This is a genomic window from Coleofasciculus sp. LEGE 07092 (assembly GCF_015207375.1).
Lineage (GTDB): Bacteria > Cyanobacteriota > Cyanobacteriia > Cyanobacteriales > Coleofasciculaceae > LEGE-07092.
Window position 1 is genome coordinate 1 of sequence record NZ_JADEWY010000144.1, and the last position, 15326, is coordinate 15326.

Annotated in this window: 14 protein-coding genes; 4 read left to right on the plus strand and 10 right to left on the minus strand. The window is 45.1% G+C overall.

Going from position 1 to position 15326, the window contains the following annotated elements:
* Positions 1-1139: DHHA1 domain-containing protein (locus IQ257_RS25115; protein WP_416207938.1), on the plus strand; the 1139-nt coding region annotated here is incomplete at its 5' end.
* Between the two features lie 143 nt (positions 1140-1282).
* Here IQ257_RS25115 and IQ257_RS25120 read toward each other — a convergent pair.
* From IQ257_RS25120 to IQ257_RS25135, 4 genes are all read right to left on the minus strand, one after another.
* Entirely contained in the window at positions 1283-1615 is a 333-nt protein-coding gene (locus tag IQ257_RS25120; protein WP_193878113.1) for a hypothetical protein, read from the minus strand.
* Between the two features lie 72 nt (positions 1616-1687).
* A complete protein-coding gene (locus tag IQ257_RS25125) occupies positions 1688-3169 on the minus strand; it encodes a D-arabinono-1,4-lactone oxidase (protein WP_193878111.1) in 1482 nt (493 codons plus the stop codon).
* A 90-nt stretch (positions 3170-3259) separates the two neighbouring features.
* The gene (locus tag IQ257_RS25130; RefSeq protein ID WP_193878109.1) at positions 3260-4591 is read right to left on the minus strand and encodes an NADH:flavin oxidoreductase; all 1332 of its coding nucleotides are present in this window, start codon (positions 4589-4591) and stop codon (positions 3260-3262) included.
* Positions 4592-4666: 75 nt separating this feature from the next.
* Complete coding sequence (locus tag IQ257_RS25135; protein WP_193878108.1) at positions 4667-5248, minus strand: hypothetical protein; 582 nt, start codon at positions 5246-5248, stop codon at positions 4667-4669.
* 245 nt (positions 5249-5493) lie between these two features.
* Here IQ257_RS25135 and IQ257_RS25140 point away from each other — a divergent pair, with 245 nt between their 5' ends.
* From IQ257_RS25140 to IQ257_RS25150, 3 genes are all read left to right on the plus strand, one after another.
* Complete coding sequence (locus IQ257_RS25140) at positions 5494-5799, plus strand: hypothetical protein (protein ID WP_193878106.1); 306 nt, start codon at positions 5494-5496, stop codon at positions 5797-5799.
* A 75-nt stretch (positions 5800-5874) separates the two neighbouring features.
* Entirely contained in the window at positions 5875-7668 is a 1794-nt protein-coding gene (locus IQ257_RS25145) for a peroxidase family protein (protein WP_193878104.1), read from the plus strand.
* Between the two features lie 62 nt (positions 7669-7730).
* On the plus strand, positions 7731-8666 hold the full coding sequence (locus IQ257_RS25150; RefSeq protein ID WP_193878102.1) for a hypothetical protein: 936 nt from the start codon (positions 7731-7733) through the stop codon (positions 8664-8666).
* A 41-nt stretch (positions 8667-8707) separates the two neighbouring features.
* Here IQ257_RS25150 and IQ257_RS25155 read toward each other — a convergent pair whose 3' ends face one another.
* From IQ257_RS25155 to IQ257_RS25180, 6 genes are all read right to left on the minus strand, one after another.
* Positions 8708-9628, minus strand: coding sequence for an N-acetylmuramoyl-L-alanine amidase (locus IQ257_RS25155; RefSeq protein ID WP_193878100.1), 921 nt, complete (start codon positions 9626-9628; stop codon positions 8708-8710).
* A 381-nt stretch (positions 9629-10009) separates the two neighbouring features.
* The gene (gene uvrA / locus IQ257_RS25160) at positions 10010-12970 is read right to left on the minus strand and encodes an excinuclease ABC subunit UvrA (protein ID WP_193878098.1); all 2961 of its coding nucleotides are present in this window, start codon (positions 12968-12970) and stop codon (positions 10010-10012) included.
* A gap of 72 nt (positions 12971-13042) precedes the next feature.
* Positions 13043-13378: a DUF5615 family PIN-like protein gene (locus tag IQ257_RS25165; RefSeq protein ID WP_193878096.1), complete on the minus strand. Its 336-nt coding sequence runs from the start codon at positions 13376-13378 to the stop codon at positions 13043-13045.
* Entirely contained in the window at positions 13375-13599 is a 225-nt protein-coding gene (locus tag IQ257_RS25170) for a DUF433 domain-containing protein (RefSeq protein ID WP_193878094.1), read from the minus strand. Before IQ257_RS25170 ends, IQ257_RS25165 begins: the two co-directional genes overlap by 4 nt.
* Positions 13600-13675: 76 nt before the next feature.
* Positions 13676-14356, minus strand: a complete 681-nt coding sequence (gene rnc, locus IQ257_RS25175) for a ribonuclease III (RefSeq protein ID WP_193878093.1) — start codon at positions 14354-14356, stop codon at positions 13676-13678.
* A 56-nt stretch (positions 14357-14412) separates the two neighbouring features.
* Positions 14413-14910, minus strand: a complete 498-nt coding sequence (locus IQ257_RS25180) for an NYN domain-containing protein (RefSeq protein ID WP_193878092.1) — start codon at positions 14908-14910, stop codon at positions 14413-14415.
* Positions 14911-15326 lie beyond the last annotated feature (416 nt).

Sequence of the window (15326 nt, forward strand, 5' to 3'; positions counted from 1 at the left end):
ATAATATTGACCTTTACGAGCTGGTGAAATCTCAGGAACACTTACTGCACCGATTCGGGGGTCATCCCTTTGCGGCTGGATTAAGTTTATCGGTTGAGAATATTCCCTTATTTGTGGAAGCGATTAACCAGCAATTGAGGCAACAATTTACAGCTACGAGTGCTGGAATGAATTCTGCAATTCAAGCGGATTTAGTCGTTAACGTTGCTGCATTGGGTAAAGAACTATTCCACGAGTTTAAACTCCTGGAACCCTGCGGCATGGGGAATCCTATCCCGAAACTACTGATTGAAAACTGTTGGTTTGAAGAAGTCTGGAATCGCAACACCCAAGACTTAAAGGGTCGAAAGGTGCAATATATTAAAACTGAGTTAGAAATTTGGGACGACTCCACGAGTATCGGTTTTCCGGGTATCTGGTGGGGACATTATAGAGATGAAGTTCCCAAGGGTAGGTGTAATGCGATCGTCGAACTGGACTATAACAACTACAAAAAACGTCCCGAAGTCCGCCTCGTTTCCGTTCAGTCAGGCAATACGATCTCCTCCTTTAGCCTTCCCACCCAACTCGATTGGATTCTAGATTGGCGAGGCGAAAATGGGGAGCGGGGGAGCAGGGGAGGCAAAGGAGTAGGGGAGATGGGGGGAACTATTAATCTAAATTTGATTCACCCCTTGAGAGTTTGTGAATGTCCGACGAGTTGGTATGAATTGCAAGTCTGGTTTAGGCGGGCAATGCAAGCTGAACGGAAATTAGCGATCGCATATCCCCCTCCCGATCAACTGTCACCCCATCAGGTTTGGGAGAAATTAGTGGGAATTGCTAAATTTTTGAGTCGCAAGGGTGAATCGGCTACCCTGGCGCAATTACACCGAAAATTAGATTTGAGCGATCGCACGTTGCATTTGGGACTATCTGCCCTTTCTGGTTTGGGGTTTCAGGTGAAACATCAAGGGTGGGCAATACAAATAAGTTGGAATCCTGGAGAATTGGGTGCCGATGGGATTGATCCGATGACGAATGAGGCGATGCAAGCCTTTTTATTGGGTGTGGAGGAAGAGCAGTTTTTGCGGCAGTATTTTTATCAGGTTCCGTTGGCTACGATTCAAGGCATGGCGGCACAAAGTTTCTTGGGGTAATTTTTTTAACGCAGAGGGGTGTCGATCTCTGTTCTTGTTCCCTCCCCCTTGGGGAGAGGGCTAGGGCTTTCTGGGCATCTGCTCACAAGTTTTGTCAGTCAACCAGCACACAATCACTAATAACTCTTGTCCCAGGATCAGAGTTAACTTGAATGCAAACGCAGCATCCGCACGAGTTCCTCACTATCCAGTTCTAAGGCTTCTGCGATATACTCTAATTCAATATCGGTAGGTCTTGCCCCATCTTGGATTTCCTGTAGTCGCTCTGATGAGATGGGTGGATTTTCTTTGTAGTCTTCAGTCCATTCCAATCCTGCAACTAAATCGCTCAGGAGCGGCTTGCCAAAGGCGTCAATGTGGCGCTGAATCCGCTCATTTGTAACCTTTTGGAGCGTTTGAAGTTCATCAAAGCTTAAATTGTCAAGGCTGTTAAGGATTTTTTGCAGAGTTAGTGATTTTTTGCCTAAGTCACTCATAAGTTTTTCGATTTCCCTTCTAGCCGCCATACTACTGGGTTAGTCAAATCCCCTATCAGCATATCTTCTAGATTAGGGAGCTGGGGAGACTTTTTGCGTAAGTATTGGGTCAAAACCGAGTACTCGTTTAGTGTAATCGTTACGAAACACACCATTGGGGTCAGTTTTTTTACAAATCTGACGAAATTCTTCTAAGGGCGGGTATAAGTGTTCAATTTCACGGTTCGTCAGCGGGTAATACTTGCCCCAGTGTAACCTGGCATCATATAGCTGGGTGAGGCTATGGGCTAAAAACTTTGCAAACTCGTAAAACTGCGTCCTTGGCTCCGAGTAGGTAAAGAAACTAATCGTGTAGTACGGCTCGGTGGAACTACTAGTCATGGAAATAAGTGTATCGTCCGGCAGTACACGTCGGAAAAAGAGCGGGTAATGGTGGGTGTAGCTTCCCCGATGCTTCATGAGCATTTCCAGCAGCCCAATTCGGCTCAAATCAGATGCCACGTCGTCGGGAACCGTCTCCGAAGTGCCAGCGAAGAGGGATGTACTATGCTGCACCAACTTTGTAGCCTTGAGGATATTCCTAGCAGGAATGAACACCTCCATCTCCAGATGTTTGAAAAGCTGGTGTTTCATGGTGAGGGCATTCTCACTTTCGTTCACCACTGTCTTTCCCTGAACAATAATGCTGGGAAGTAGCTTTTTATAAAACCACCTCACTGTCTCAGAACTGCCTAAACTCGAAAGCAGTGCCTTAAGAGTGAGATGAAACAGGATATCTACACCAATTAACTGGTACGTCTGATAAAGTTGGGTATTCACTCTCCCAACTGGCGTTATCGGTTTTTTGAGAGTCTCTCGTCGCTGATAAACAAAGTATGACCAAAGATAGGGAACGAGCATGAACTGCTGCAATGGGAATTCAGGCTCCTGAGCTAGAACCTCTTCTAGAGTTTCGTAACGACAGACGGTTTCTTCGACGTAATATTGGGGGATACATCGAAAGGTAACAGATAGTATAATGCCCATACATCCCACCGCACATCGGGCTGCACGCAGTTCCACACCATTTTTCCACTCATAAATTCCCGCTTTCCCAGTTTCTGGATCGTAGGTGGCTACACGCAACTCGTCCATGTAGTGGGAAAGGCTGGGCTTTCCAGAGCCATGAGTGCCTGTTGATATAGCTCCAGCAATAGTCTGTTCTTTTACTGCACCCAGTGTCGGCAGGGTGAAATTGGTTTGGCTGTGTATTGTATCGAGGAGTTTTTGGAGAACACAACCCCCGCCTACTGTTACTTGCACGTCTCCTGCTTCACTTTTGGCGATCGCAACCTTATCGAAGTGACTCATATCAACAATAACATCCTCCGACTCCACCACATCACTCCAAGCGTGTAGCGAGGCAATCACGCGAATGTTACCAGTAGCGTGTTGATTGAGCAACTCAAGGACTTGGGCTTCAGTCTGAGGCTTGTAAAAGTATTTGGGGACAAAACTGATATTGCCACCAAAGTTAGTAATCGGAGTTTCCGGTTGGCTATTGGTTAGAACCATTGTTTGATTAAATCATTGAGCATCCCTTTTTAATTTACCCATTCATCACTTAATCTAACTCTAGATGTGGCTGGTTTTGGGAGCTACCCCTCATACATCTGGAGTTGCAGACCATTTAAGGATTTGTGCTTCCATTTCATCCTGGGAAGAAAATCTCAACGGTTCATAGCAACCGAGAGGAAACATTACCGTTCTGATTGTGCAGCGATTGCAAAATGTGCAAGGGTTTTCTGGTTCGTTTTTACCCTCTTGAAATACCTTTAAAAGGTCAGGATTTGCTAACAGAGGTCTTGCCATGGAAACCATATCACATTTTTGTTCCTGCAACGCACTTTCTATAAAATCACGTTGCTGAAATCCGCCATTGGCAATAACCGGGATATTTACCGCTTCTTTAAATTTCTGAGCGTGTCCCAAACTGACTCCCGGTACGAACGTCCAACCCCTTCCTAAAATTAGCTTCAATATTGAATTGGGTAACAGATTTAGTAAAGTCGATCGAGCAGCCGTTTTAAAGCTGAGGTGGCGAGTCGAACTGGCAAACATCCTTACTTCTTCAACAGGAAAATCTCCGGGATTCTCCTTGGGATTGATAAATCCGTATCCAGCAGAAATATGTAAATAGTCAATTCCCAATTTTTCCAATTCTTTGGCGTAATAGATTGTTTCTTCCAATCCATTCCCCATCCAGAAATGTTTAAAAGGCAAGACAACAGGCAACCTCACATTAACGGGGAGGTAATTGTAATCTAATGCCGATAGACGAATTCCCACTAAGAAGTCAGAGCCTACCTTATCCCGAACCGATTTGACAATTTCCTTTAGAAAACGAAACCGCTTTTCTACAGAACCGCCATAATCATCGGTTCTGCGGTTAATCGCTGGATTCAGAAATTGGTGAATAATATAGCCTTTGGATGCGGTAATTTCTAAGCCATCACACCCTGCCTCTCGAACTCGCCTCGCCGCTTCTGCAAAGTTATGGATAGTTTGTTCGATTTCCTCTACAGTCATCTCAATACTGCGGTTGCGGTAGCCAAAAAGCAAGTCGAACCCGGTTGATGAAGATTTGGCATCAGACTCTTGGGAGAATAAACTGGTTTGGGTGTGACAGCCTCCATCTCCAAGTTGGATGATGTATTTGCAACCAAAGCTTTGAACAACTTTGATTCCCGCTTGCAGGGGTTTGATAAATTTATCGTCACTAATCTTAGGGTATTCTAAGGGAGACCAGCGACGGTCATCTACCGTAATTGTGGCTGAGACAATGCCAGCAATATCATTTTCAGCAAATCGTTTCTCAAAGTTTTTCCAAGCTGATGTCACCGTGCCATCGTAGTAGGAGGTTCTGCCGCCGATAGATGACCGGAGAATCCTGTTCTTAAAGGTTACGTTTTTAATCGTAAACGGTTCAAAAATCATAGGAACCTCAGAAATTTTTTAATGCCGATAAACGGGTAAAATGCTCGGACTACGTGGACAATCGCAATCCTGTACTTAGGGATAAGGGGGAGCATTTAATCCCGATCTTAAAGTGAAATAGGCTGCTAGGTAAGGCTTGCCATCAAGGTTTCCTAACACGGCTTTGCCGAGGTAATAGTCGTCATCAATCTGCCGCAACTCATCTACCAGTTCCCGCACGAGAAACCGAGGATTGCCTTCTAGGTTGAAATTCATCCGGAAGACTTCGATTTCCGGATTTAATACGCAGGGTGCAATAGAAGAGTGGAATTTAAAGGCACGCGATCGCCCTCGTCCATCCGGGATATAGTCGTTGTAGAAGGGCCAAAGTACGCGACCCAGCAACAAGCCATCATTAGTAAAAATGTTGTCACCCGTATTTGTCGTCGCCTCAAAGGTTTTACCCTGCCAAGGGAACCAAAGCTCGGTAAAGCTGCCTAAAACATTGTCTAATACGGGATTGAAGGTTGATGTGATCAGTCCACCCCAGTAGCGACCATTCAGGAGTGGGTTGGGGACTACACCTTCGTAGAAAATTTTATCTAAAGCCGCAAGTCCGCTCGTCCGATCACACTCCAACTGCTTCTGTGCCGCTTCAAGCCGTTCGCGAAGAGTCATAACTTTACCTCTCTTAATAATTTGTTGGTAATCGGTAATGGCTAATTGCTAAACTAATGACCTAACTTTACAAGTTCCCATGGCACCGGACTTGATACATAATTGTTTGCATCCTTGTATAGTATAAAATCTCGTAAGGCTCTGACAGTACCCTGATGGTTACTCCCGTTGTAGGGGATATTAAAGCTATAGTTTACTCAATTAAACTCATGCCTGTGTCAATTCATTCTTCTTAAGAAAAACTTATGAGTCCTAAACCTAAGAGTATCTTCGCCTTTGGAATTTACCTCCTGCTTCTCGGTGGTTTATTCTTATTGGTTCCTAACCTTGGGCTTCCTTTATTGGGACTGCCGATAACCAACGAACCCTGGATTCACGTGGGTGGCATTAGTGGCGTAGGTTTGAGCTATTACTATATTCGGGCAGCATTGAGTGAAACCACGGTATTTTTCCACTGGACTCTCCAGGCGCGTCCCGCCGCTGCATTGGGTTTTGCTGCCCTTGTTGTCTTCAAACTTGCTGACCCATGCTTTGGCATTACGGGCAACTGATGCTGAACGAATGTCTGAGAGATTCCCGATGCTCACCCTTAAATGACTTCGTATTCCTAAGTAAGGATTAATCCAATGTTTGAATTTCTCACATCAATTTTTGGAAAAAACAAACCATGGCACGAGCTGCCCACACCTCTAGCGCTTTTAAAATTAGTCCAGTTCCGCGACAAAATGCGGGAAAAAAACCTCTACGATACGTCTCAATTACCCACAGAAGGTGAAACCCCCCAACCTACCCCCAATCCAGACGGCAGCCATCTACAAATCCGTACCCCAGACGGTACGTTTAACGACCTCAACGACCCGAATATGGGCAAAGCGGGCGCACGTTTCGGACGCAACGTACCGCTCAAGTATGCCAATCGCGATGAAAAGAACTTACTGAATCCCAATCCCCGCGTTATCAGTCGGCGGTTGATGACACGGGATGAATTCGTACCCGCCACTACTTTAAATATGCTGGCGGCGGCGTGGATTCAATTTCAAGTCCACGACTGGTTCTCCCACGGGGTTCCTCAATTAGACAATACAATTGAATTTCCCTTAGAAGAGGAAGACCCGTGGCCCCAAGAATACCGACCCCTACAAATTGGTAAAAGCCAACTAGATGAAACTCGTCCAGGCGGCTACAAAGAAAATCCGCCAACGTTTCAGAATGTAGAAACTCACTGGTGGGATGCCTCACAAGTCTATGGCAGTAATCCAGAAACGATTGATAAGCTGCGCTCCCACGTAGACGGCAAGATGATTATCGGTGAGGACGGCTTATTACCTATCGACGCAGAAAACGGTATTGATAAGGTGGGCAACCCGGAAAATTGGTGGATAGGGATGAGCCTGATGCATACCCTATTTGTCAAAGAACACAACACTATCTGCGACCATCTCAAACAAGAGTATTCAGATTGGAAAGACGATAAGCTTTTCAACCACGCTCGATTAATTAATGCCGCGTTACTGGCGAAAATTCACACCGTTGAATGGACGCCTGCTATCCTAGGGCATCCTGCCTTGCAAATTGCGATGAGAGCGAATTGGTGGGGACTGTTGGGTAAGGAGATGAAACGCATCTGGGGGCGTTTTGGTGAAGGTGAGTTACTCAGCGGTATTATTGGTTCACCTACCGATCACCATGCTGCATCCTACTCCCTCACTGAAGAATTTGTCTCTGTGTACCGGATGCATCCCCTGATGCCAGATGAATTTGAGTTTTACTCCCTAAAAAATGGGGAATTGTTGCAGAAAAAAGACCTGTTTGAAGCCTCCGGCAATCGCACGCGGGGGGTTGTCGAACAATTTGACATGGCTGACTTATTCTACTCCTTCGGTATTTCCCACCCTGGCGCGATTACCCTACACAATTACCCGCGTCTGTTGCAACTGCTGAAAAGAGACAATGGTGAAGTGTTTGACTTAGCGGCTGTGGATATTTTACGCGATCGCGAACGCGGCGTTCCCCGTTACAATCAATTCCGAGAACTCATTGGTCGTGAACGGGTTAAATCCTTCGAGGAAATCACCGATAACCCCCAATGGGCGAAGGAACTGCGTGAGATCTACAACAACGACATCAACAGTGTCGATCTGATGGTCGGGATGTTCGCAGAAAACCCACCGAAAGGCTTCGGGTTCAGTGATACCGCCTTCCGAATCTTTATCTTGATGGCGTCTCGACGATTAAAGAGCGATCGCTTTTTCACCAAAGATTACACTGCCGAAGTTTACACTCAATTGGGTCTGGATTGGATTGACGACAACAGTCTGATTAGTATTTTGCGCCGACACTATCCGGGCGTGAGTCCTGCCTTAGTCGGCGTCGAAAATGGCTTTGCCCCGTGGCGTCAAGTCGGCGTATCTGGTTATTAACACAGAAATCCTGTAGAGATGTTGTATACAATGTCTCTACTCATTCCTTATTGGTCAAAACCATGAAAGAACTTCATAAATTTTGGGATGGGGCGCACGAGCTAGAATCATTACCACTAGATTATGAATCTTGGTCTGCGTGTCAGAAGCAAGACTTTCTTTGGAAGCACAGAATTTTAAACTCCAAATATGATACACTACCCCCGTTAGAAAAAATAGATGTTATCGGTTTATTTTTCACTATCTTAAGCATAAAAATGGATCGCTTGTCCGATGAAACTCCTCGTAAGTGGAAGAAAGCGATTCACGCCCACGGAAGTGTTGCTAAAATTAAATTTGTACCTGCACCTAACACGCCTTTTACAGGTTTGTTCAAGGGAGCTAGCTGGGGTATTTTGCGGTTATCTGTAACCGGTGATCCAGCAGATCGAGGCTTTGCACCTGGTTTGGCACTCAAGCTTTTTGTGGATGGCAAACCCTCAGAAAACTTCTCAGCCTTGGTTTCGCTCACAGGTCAGGGTAAAAATTATAACTTCTTTGCCAATGAGTTTTCAAATATCGTTCCAGAAGAGAAAAGTTTGGGACCTAAATTAATTAACCTAATTTTTCGTCGAACCAGCAAATTCCCGAGAAAGCTCTATTTACAAGGGTTTGGAGAAATCGATCAACAGGGGAATAAGGAAAGCCATCCTCATTATCCTTATCGTATTTTTCTTACACCCAATCTCAATTTTAAGTTTGCTGAACGCTCACCCCATGACTTCAGACAAGATCTGGCTATTATTCCCTCTGGAACATTATTATTTTCTGTTTATGCTGTCAATCCTGCACAGATAGGAGATGATGCGGCTGATAATGCCGCTGATGCTATTGAAAAGCCTGAATACCGCCAAAAAGCCGAACCAATCGGACATATCGAAACAACGTCTGAGTTTGTTACGTCTTTCTACGGCGATAGTTTGCTTTTCTTCAGGCATCAGCGGTTTGCCAATAAATAGTAAAGGGGATGAAACCTTGATGGCTTTCGTTCTTTATTCTCCTAAGCCAACAATTTTGCCCAACTTTGCGCTCCAACAATCCCATCAACCGTTATCCCTTGTTGTTGTTGAAACCGCTGAACAGCCGCTGCTGTGCCGGGTCCAAAAATGCCATCTGCTTCAGATCCGACTCGACGTTGGAGGTATTTGACAATAGAACCTGATGCATGGTTTTCTCGGAGAACTGGCATGGCGAGAATTTGATCAATAACCTGCCATGTAGTAGGTCCACCAATTCCAGTCGGCGTAACTCCTACCATTGCCTGAAACGTTTTTGTTGCCGCCTTGGTTTCGTCATCGATTGAGCCATCTTCTGGTAAGGGACTACCTTTGGGACTTCTGATTTTTAAGCGATTCAAGGCTTTCTGAAGGTCGAGAGCAGACTTTTGTTCCTCAGGCTTAGACGTTGAGGGAGTTTGTCCGGTTAATCCTTTCACGATCGCATTAGCTAATGCTTCTGCCTCGTAGCGATCCATATCTTCTTGATTGTCGCAGAAACAGCATTCAACCAAGATGGCTGGCATTGCTGTATTTTTAAGAACGTACAAATGCGAACCGTCTTTAACCCCTCGATTGGAATACCCCAACTCAACCAAATTGTCTAGTACAGGTTTAGCAATCTCTCTACCTGTATTACTTGCGGCAAAGACTTCTATACCTTTTGCCTTGCTGTTAAACGCATTAAAGTGAATCGATACAAACCTATCTACTCGATTAGCGTTAGCACTATTGCATCGTTGCTGAAGTGAGTTGCCGACACTCCAAGCACGACTGGGTTTGCAGTCTACCACTTGATGACCGAGGGCTTTTAACTTGGAGGCAACTTTAGTACCTACATCCAGAGTCATGTCATCTTCTTTTCTAATCCCTCTTGCTCCCGTGTCTGGAGGACAATTGTGACCGATATCGATTCCGTATTTCATGATTTGTTACCTACTACAAGAGTTAACCCGTTTGTCCTTCAGTCAAGTTCTTTCAATAAAACAGATCTTTTAAAACCTCTGTCGGGTTTCTTCTCTAACTTTTCTTACACCCGTTTCAACTTTCGTTACGGATAGTTAGATGAAATGGGGAATATAGAAAGTTAGAACTTCTCCCTCCTACTACAAAATTTGGACGGCTTCATCAGGAGAAAAGTTTTTTCAATTTCTATCGAAACTTTCGGCAGTTAGGAGGCAGGAGGCAGAAGTCAATTTTTTTGATCTCCCCTGCTCCCGTTCGGCTGACGCTCACGGCAAAAGCCTACTCCCTACTCCCTGCTTTCATCAGCGTGTACTTCACCAGATACAGAAACGCTATAGATTCTATTCAACAACTATTGGCGGATGCTTCCTTAACACTTCCCTCAAATACATCCCCGTATATGACTTCTGATTCCCCGCCACATCTTCTGGCGTCCCCACCCCAATCACCTCTCCTCCCTTATCCCCACCTTCAGGACCCAAATCAATCACCCAATCACTACAGCGAATCACATCTAAATTATGTTCAATCACTAAAACAGAATTCCCCTTATCCACCAACCGCTGCAACACATTTAATAAATGATGGACATCGTAAAAGGATAATCCAGTTGTTGGTTCATCGATTAAATAAAGCGTCTTCCCCGTCGCCCGACGCGCTAGTTCCGATGCCAATTTTACCCGCTGCGCTTCTCCCCCCGATAGCGTGGGTGCAGGTTGTCCCAAATGAACGTAACCCAAGCCGACATCGACTAAGGTTTGCAACCGTGTTACTGCCCGTGGGATATTCTTAAATACCTCCAGCGCTTCTTCCACTGTCATATTCAAGACATCGGCAATGGAATGTCCTTTATATTTCACCTGCAAGGTTTCCCGGTTGTACCTTGCCCCTTTGCAAACATCACACTGCACGTAAACATCGGGCAGAAAATTCATTTCGATGACATTTACCCCCTGTCCACCACAAGCTTCGCAGCGTCCACCTTTAACATTAAAGGAAAACTGTCCCGCCTTATATCCCCTAGCTTTTGCTTCTATTGTTTCTGCAAATAGCCCCCGAATTGCATCAAATACTCCGGTATAAGTAGCAGAGTTAGAACGGGGAGTTCTGCCGATGGGAGATTGATCAATTACGATCGCTTTATCAATCGCATTCAACCCCTTCACCGTCTCTAATTCCTTCGGGAACGGCACTTTGCGAGTGAGGTGATGTTGCAATGCTGGATAGAGGAGTTCGTTGACTAGGGTGGATTTCCCGGAACCGGAAACCCCGGTAACGCACACTAACTTACCTAAGGGAATCTCTACATCGATATGTTGGAGGTTATTACGGTAGGCGTTTTTAATAAAAAGCGATCGCCCATTTCCCCCTCGCCGTTCCCCAGGCGTTTCAATAACTCGGCGTCCCGATAAATACGCCCCGGTGAGAGAATCCTCTGCATTCAGTAATTCCTCTAAATCACCCTGAACGACAATTTCCCCCCCATGAATTCCGGCTTTAGGACCAATATCCACAATACAATCAGCCGTGCGAATCGTATCCTCATCGTGTTCCACGACAATTAACGTATTCCCCAAATCCCGCAATTTCTTCAAAGTATTCAGCAACCGCCCATTATCCCGTTGGTGCAAGCCAATACTCGGTTCATCTAATACATAGAGAACACCTGTCAACCCGGCACCAATCTGGGTGGCTAGCCGAATTCGCTGCGCTTCTCCCCCAGAAAGCGTCATCGCTGCCCGATCTAAAGTCAGGTAATCTAACCCCACATCTAAAAGAAATTGCAACCGCGCTTTAATTTCTTTCAGGGCTAAATCTCCAATTTGCGCTTGTCGGGGGGAGAGTTGCATCTGTTCGATGCGTTCCCGACTTTCCCGGATGGAAACTTCAATTAAATCCGTAATGCGATACTGTCCCAACCGTACAGAAAGAGTTTCCGGTTTCAACCGCTTTCCCTTACAAACTTCGCAAGGCTGGTCAATCAGGTAGGGTTCTAACTTCTGTTTGTACAAATCAGACGTATTTTCATCATACTGCTTTTGCAGAATCGGAATAACGCCCCGATAGCGTCGGTAATCGTTGTATTCTTCTACCCAGATAGAATTATCTGCACCGTATAGAACCACCTGTTGCTGTTCGGAGGTTAGCTGGTTCCAATGCGTCTGGAGTTCAAACCCATAAGCTTGTCCAAGGCTGTAAAGCATGGAAAGATAATAGGAATTGTCTTTATCTGACCAGGGTGCGATCGCAGCATACAAGGGTTGCTTAGGGTCAGGCACGACCAATTCTGGTGAGAAGGTTCGCAAACTCCCCAACCCGTGACAGTTAGGACAAGCACCGTAGGGTGAGTTGAAGGAAAAGAGTCGGGGGGATAATTCTTCCATGACTGCCCCATGTTCTGGGCAGGCGAAGTTTTCGGAAAAGACTAATTCTTTCGGGAGTTTCTGAGGGGAATCTTCCCCATTTCTAGGATTTTCGGTTATGCTACTAGCATGGTTGAGTGAATCCTTTGACTGTTCGGATGTATCATTTAATACCTCAACTACCGCAATTCCACTGGAACGCTTCAGACAGGTGGAGAGTGAATCTGTCAGACGTTCCTCTAGTCCTGGCTTTTTAATTAAGCGGTCAACCACCACTTCAATATTATGGGTATAATTTTTATCTAACTCAATTGAATCACTGAGTTCTCGCACCTCTCCGTCAACTCTCACGCGCACAAATCCTTCGGATGCCAGACTGGATAGCAGTTTCTTGTGGGTGCCTTTTTTACCCCGGACGACGGGTGCTAGGATGTGGAACTTGGTGCGATCGGGGAGTTCGAGAATGCGATCGCACATTTCATCGATAGTCTGAGGGGCGATATTGCGGTCACATATGGGACAATGGGGTTCGCCTGCCCGTCCAAATAATAATCGCAGGTAATCGTAAATTTCAGTAACGGTGCCGACTGTAGAACGGGGGTTATTGGACGTAGATTTCTGGTCAATGGAGATAGCCGGACTTAACCCCTCAATCGCGTCTACATCTGGCTTATCCAATTGTCCCAGGAATTGCCGCGCATAGGCACTGAGGGATTCGACGTAGCGGCGCTGTCCCTCGGCGAAGATGGTATCGAATGCTAGGGAGGATTTGCCGGAACCGGAGACACCTGTGAAGACGATTAAGCGATCGCGCGGGAGTTCCAGGTCGATGTTTTTCAGGTTATGCTGTCTGGCACCGCGTATGCGGATGGTATTCTGGCTGGTGGGTTGATGTCCGTTTGGGGATTGGCGATCCGGAATCTCGGTAGGGTGAGACATGAGGGCGACGGCGCGTAATAGTCCTTAATAATCTTAGCGCTGCGTCTTCAAGGTGGTGTTCGGCTACATGCTCTATTCACCTAACACCAATATACTCTCTGCCTCCCTATCTCCAAATTGGCTAATAATGTCAAGACTATCTCGAAGAATTTGAACAATTTTAGATGTTGAGCAATTGCCAACACGGAGATAGATAAATTTGGGAGGATGACCGTAAAGCAGACTTCGCTGATGAAAATCAGAGTCTTTGGAAACAATAACAAAATCATTGGCTTTGGCGTATTCCCAGATAATTGCATCATCAGTGTTTGTGAGTGCCAAAGGTTTAACGTGTTCTGAGTCAGGATATAAATCGATAATCTGAGCAACGATACGATCAGAGAGGTTTTTTTCTAAGAGCAGTTTCACAGGGATGCCACAAATAACTTCTTCTCACGATCAGCAGCAAAGGCAAGACAGGCTTTGATGTCTTCAGGGGTGAGTTCTGAAAAGTCCTCCAGAATTTCTGCTTCCGTCATTCCACCTGCTAGATATTCCAAGATGTCATACACTGTGATTCGCATTCCTCGGATGCAGGGTTTGCCACTGCGTTTGCCAGGTTCCAGTGTGATGATGTCGTGGTAGTTCATAATTCAAGCTGGATGATTGTTTACGTTCATAATAGTGAGCAAGATTGCACTGACCGCAAATTTTTTAAATTTACTGCTAGATCAATCCTTGTTTTTTGAGCTCAGATAAAGCATGTTCAGCAGCTCGTTTTTCAGCTTCCTTCTTGCCACGAGCTTTTCCTTCTCCATAAGGTTGATTACCAACTAAAACCGTAGCCAGATATTCTGGCTCATGATCTAGACCTCCAATCCGTTCAGTGACATACTTGGGTAGCACAGAGCCAAAATTTGCCTGTACCCACTCTTGCAATTCATTTTTTGCATCGACATTAGAACGATTTTCGATAGTTTCTTGAGGTACAGAGTCAAATAAGTCTTCAATAATGGGACGAACTGCCTCAATGTTGCGGTTGCAATCTACATAATAGGCTCCAACCACGGCTTCAAAAGAGCTGCTCAACAAATTGGGATTCTGAAATCCCCCGCTCTGAATCAACCCTTTTCCCAGTCGCATTCTGAAATCTATCCCTACTTCGATCGCAAATTTAGCAAGTTGCTTTTCATCAACCAGTGCTGCTCGTCGTCGAGTCATTTCATCTTCTGCGATTTCTGGATAGCGACTGTAGAGATAATCACCACTGATAAACGTCAGTAGAGCATCGCCTAAAAACTCCAGTCGCTCATTATGCAGTTCGCCAGGATTTTCGTTGACATAAGAGCGGTGAGTTAACGCCTGCCGCAAGAGCTTTTCATTTTGGAAACTTAACAATTTATGCATTTCTCTTCTTTCTCTCAACTTTTTCGGATGTGAATGATTTTTGATTGGTGCCTGATTCAGGCTGCAAATTGTAAACTCCTAAACCCTTGCTCAATTTGGCTCAAGAGATAAAACTCGTCGGCTGATTCCCTAAGTTTCTGACTTGTGTTTTTCTGGCACTGAGCAATCACGATCACTCGCTTATCCTTAGCCTTTAAATCACGCACTAACGGTGTGAAATCCCCATCTCCCGAAAGCAAAATTACTGTGTTGATTTCTGATTGATCGAGAACTTGTTGTCTACAGTCCTTGATCAACTTTTTGTCTGTACGATTCTTCTTTTGTTTGCAGGAAGGAACATTGATGCTCTCAAAACCTTCACACCAGAGTTTTTCTGCCAGTTTCCTGTTTTTCTCTAGTTGCCAATCTGAATAGACTTTTTTCGACGTAATGATTCCTTTCAGACAAGCAAACCCGATCACATACTGGATTTGTGCTTCAGTTCCTCTGCTATTTTGCCAGTCCCAAAAAATAACTACACGCGAATCGATTGAACCGCTTGATTGCTTGTTCATAATTGCCTCTATGTATTGTATGAGGCAGCATCAGAAAGTCAATCTATTTCTCAAGCTGAAAATTCCAGACAATTCTGGAACTGTCATTTTGGAATAGTTACCGTCTCAAACCTCGCAGTACCTCCGAACCGTGAATCACCATAGAGTTACTAACTTGACCTAGTATCTGTCTTAGATAAATATTCAGAACAATAAACACGAAAAGCAATTGAGATGAATCACTTGGATAAAGACATCCACATCAAGGACTTTTCCTATCTATTACCTGAAAGTCTGGTTGAGATAAATACCAGGGTAAGAGCATCTCAATCAGGCTTGACAAAAGGAATCAGAAGAATTTAATGTGTGGTCAAGATTTAATGTGTGGTCAAGAAAACAAGAAGTGAGAACTCGAATCATATAATCATTATCCATAG

Bases quoted from the DNA above. Each gene is read 5' to 3' on its own strand.
- IQ257_RS25130 (WP_193878109.1), bottom strand. From the start codon at position 4,591: ATGATTTTTGAACCGTTTACGATTAAAAACGTAACCTTTAAGAACAGG.
- IQ257_RS25180 (WP_193878092.1), bottom strand. From the start codon at position 14,910: ATGAACAAGCAATCAAGCGGTTCAATCGATTCGCGTGTAGTTATTTTT.
- IQ257_RS25155 (WP_193878100.1), bottom strand. From the start codon at position 9,628: ATGAAATACGGAATCGATATCGGTCACAATTGTCCTCCAGACACGGGA.
- IQ257_RS25150 (WP_193878102.1), top strand. From the start codon at position 7,731: ATGAAAGAACTTCATAAATTTTGGGATGGGGCGCACGAGCTAGAATCA.
- IQ257_RS25170 (WP_193878094.1), bottom strand. From the start codon at position 13,599: ATGAACTACCACGACATCATCACACTGGAACCTGGCAAACGCAGTGGC.
- IQ257_RS25135 (WP_193878108.1), bottom strand. From the start codon at position 5,248: ATGACTCTTCGCGAACGGCTTGAAGCGGCACAGAAGCAGTTGGAGTGT.
- IQ257_RS25145 (WP_193878104.1), top strand. From the start codon at position 5,875: ATGTTTGAATTTCTCACATCAATTTTTGGAAAAAACAAACCATGGCAC.
- IQ257_RS25140 (WP_193878106.1), top strand. From the start codon at position 5,494: ATGAGTCCTAAACCTAAGAGTATCTTCGCCTTTGGAATTTACCTCCTG.
- uvrA (WP_193878098.1), bottom strand. From the start codon at position 12,970: ATGTCTCACCCTACCGAGATTCCGGATCGCCAATCCCCAAACGGACAT.
- IQ257_RS25120 (WP_193878113.1), bottom strand. From the start codon at position 1,615: ATGAGTGACTTAGGCAAAAAATCACTAACTCTGCAAAAAATCCTTAAC.
- IQ257_RS25125 (WP_193878111.1), bottom strand. From the start codon at position 3,169: ATGGTTCTAACCAATAGCCAACCGGAAACTCCGATTACTAACTTTGGT.
- rnc (WP_193878093.1), bottom strand. From the start codon at position 14,356: ATGCATAAATTGTTAAGTTTCCAAAATGAAAAGCTCTTGCGGCAGGCG.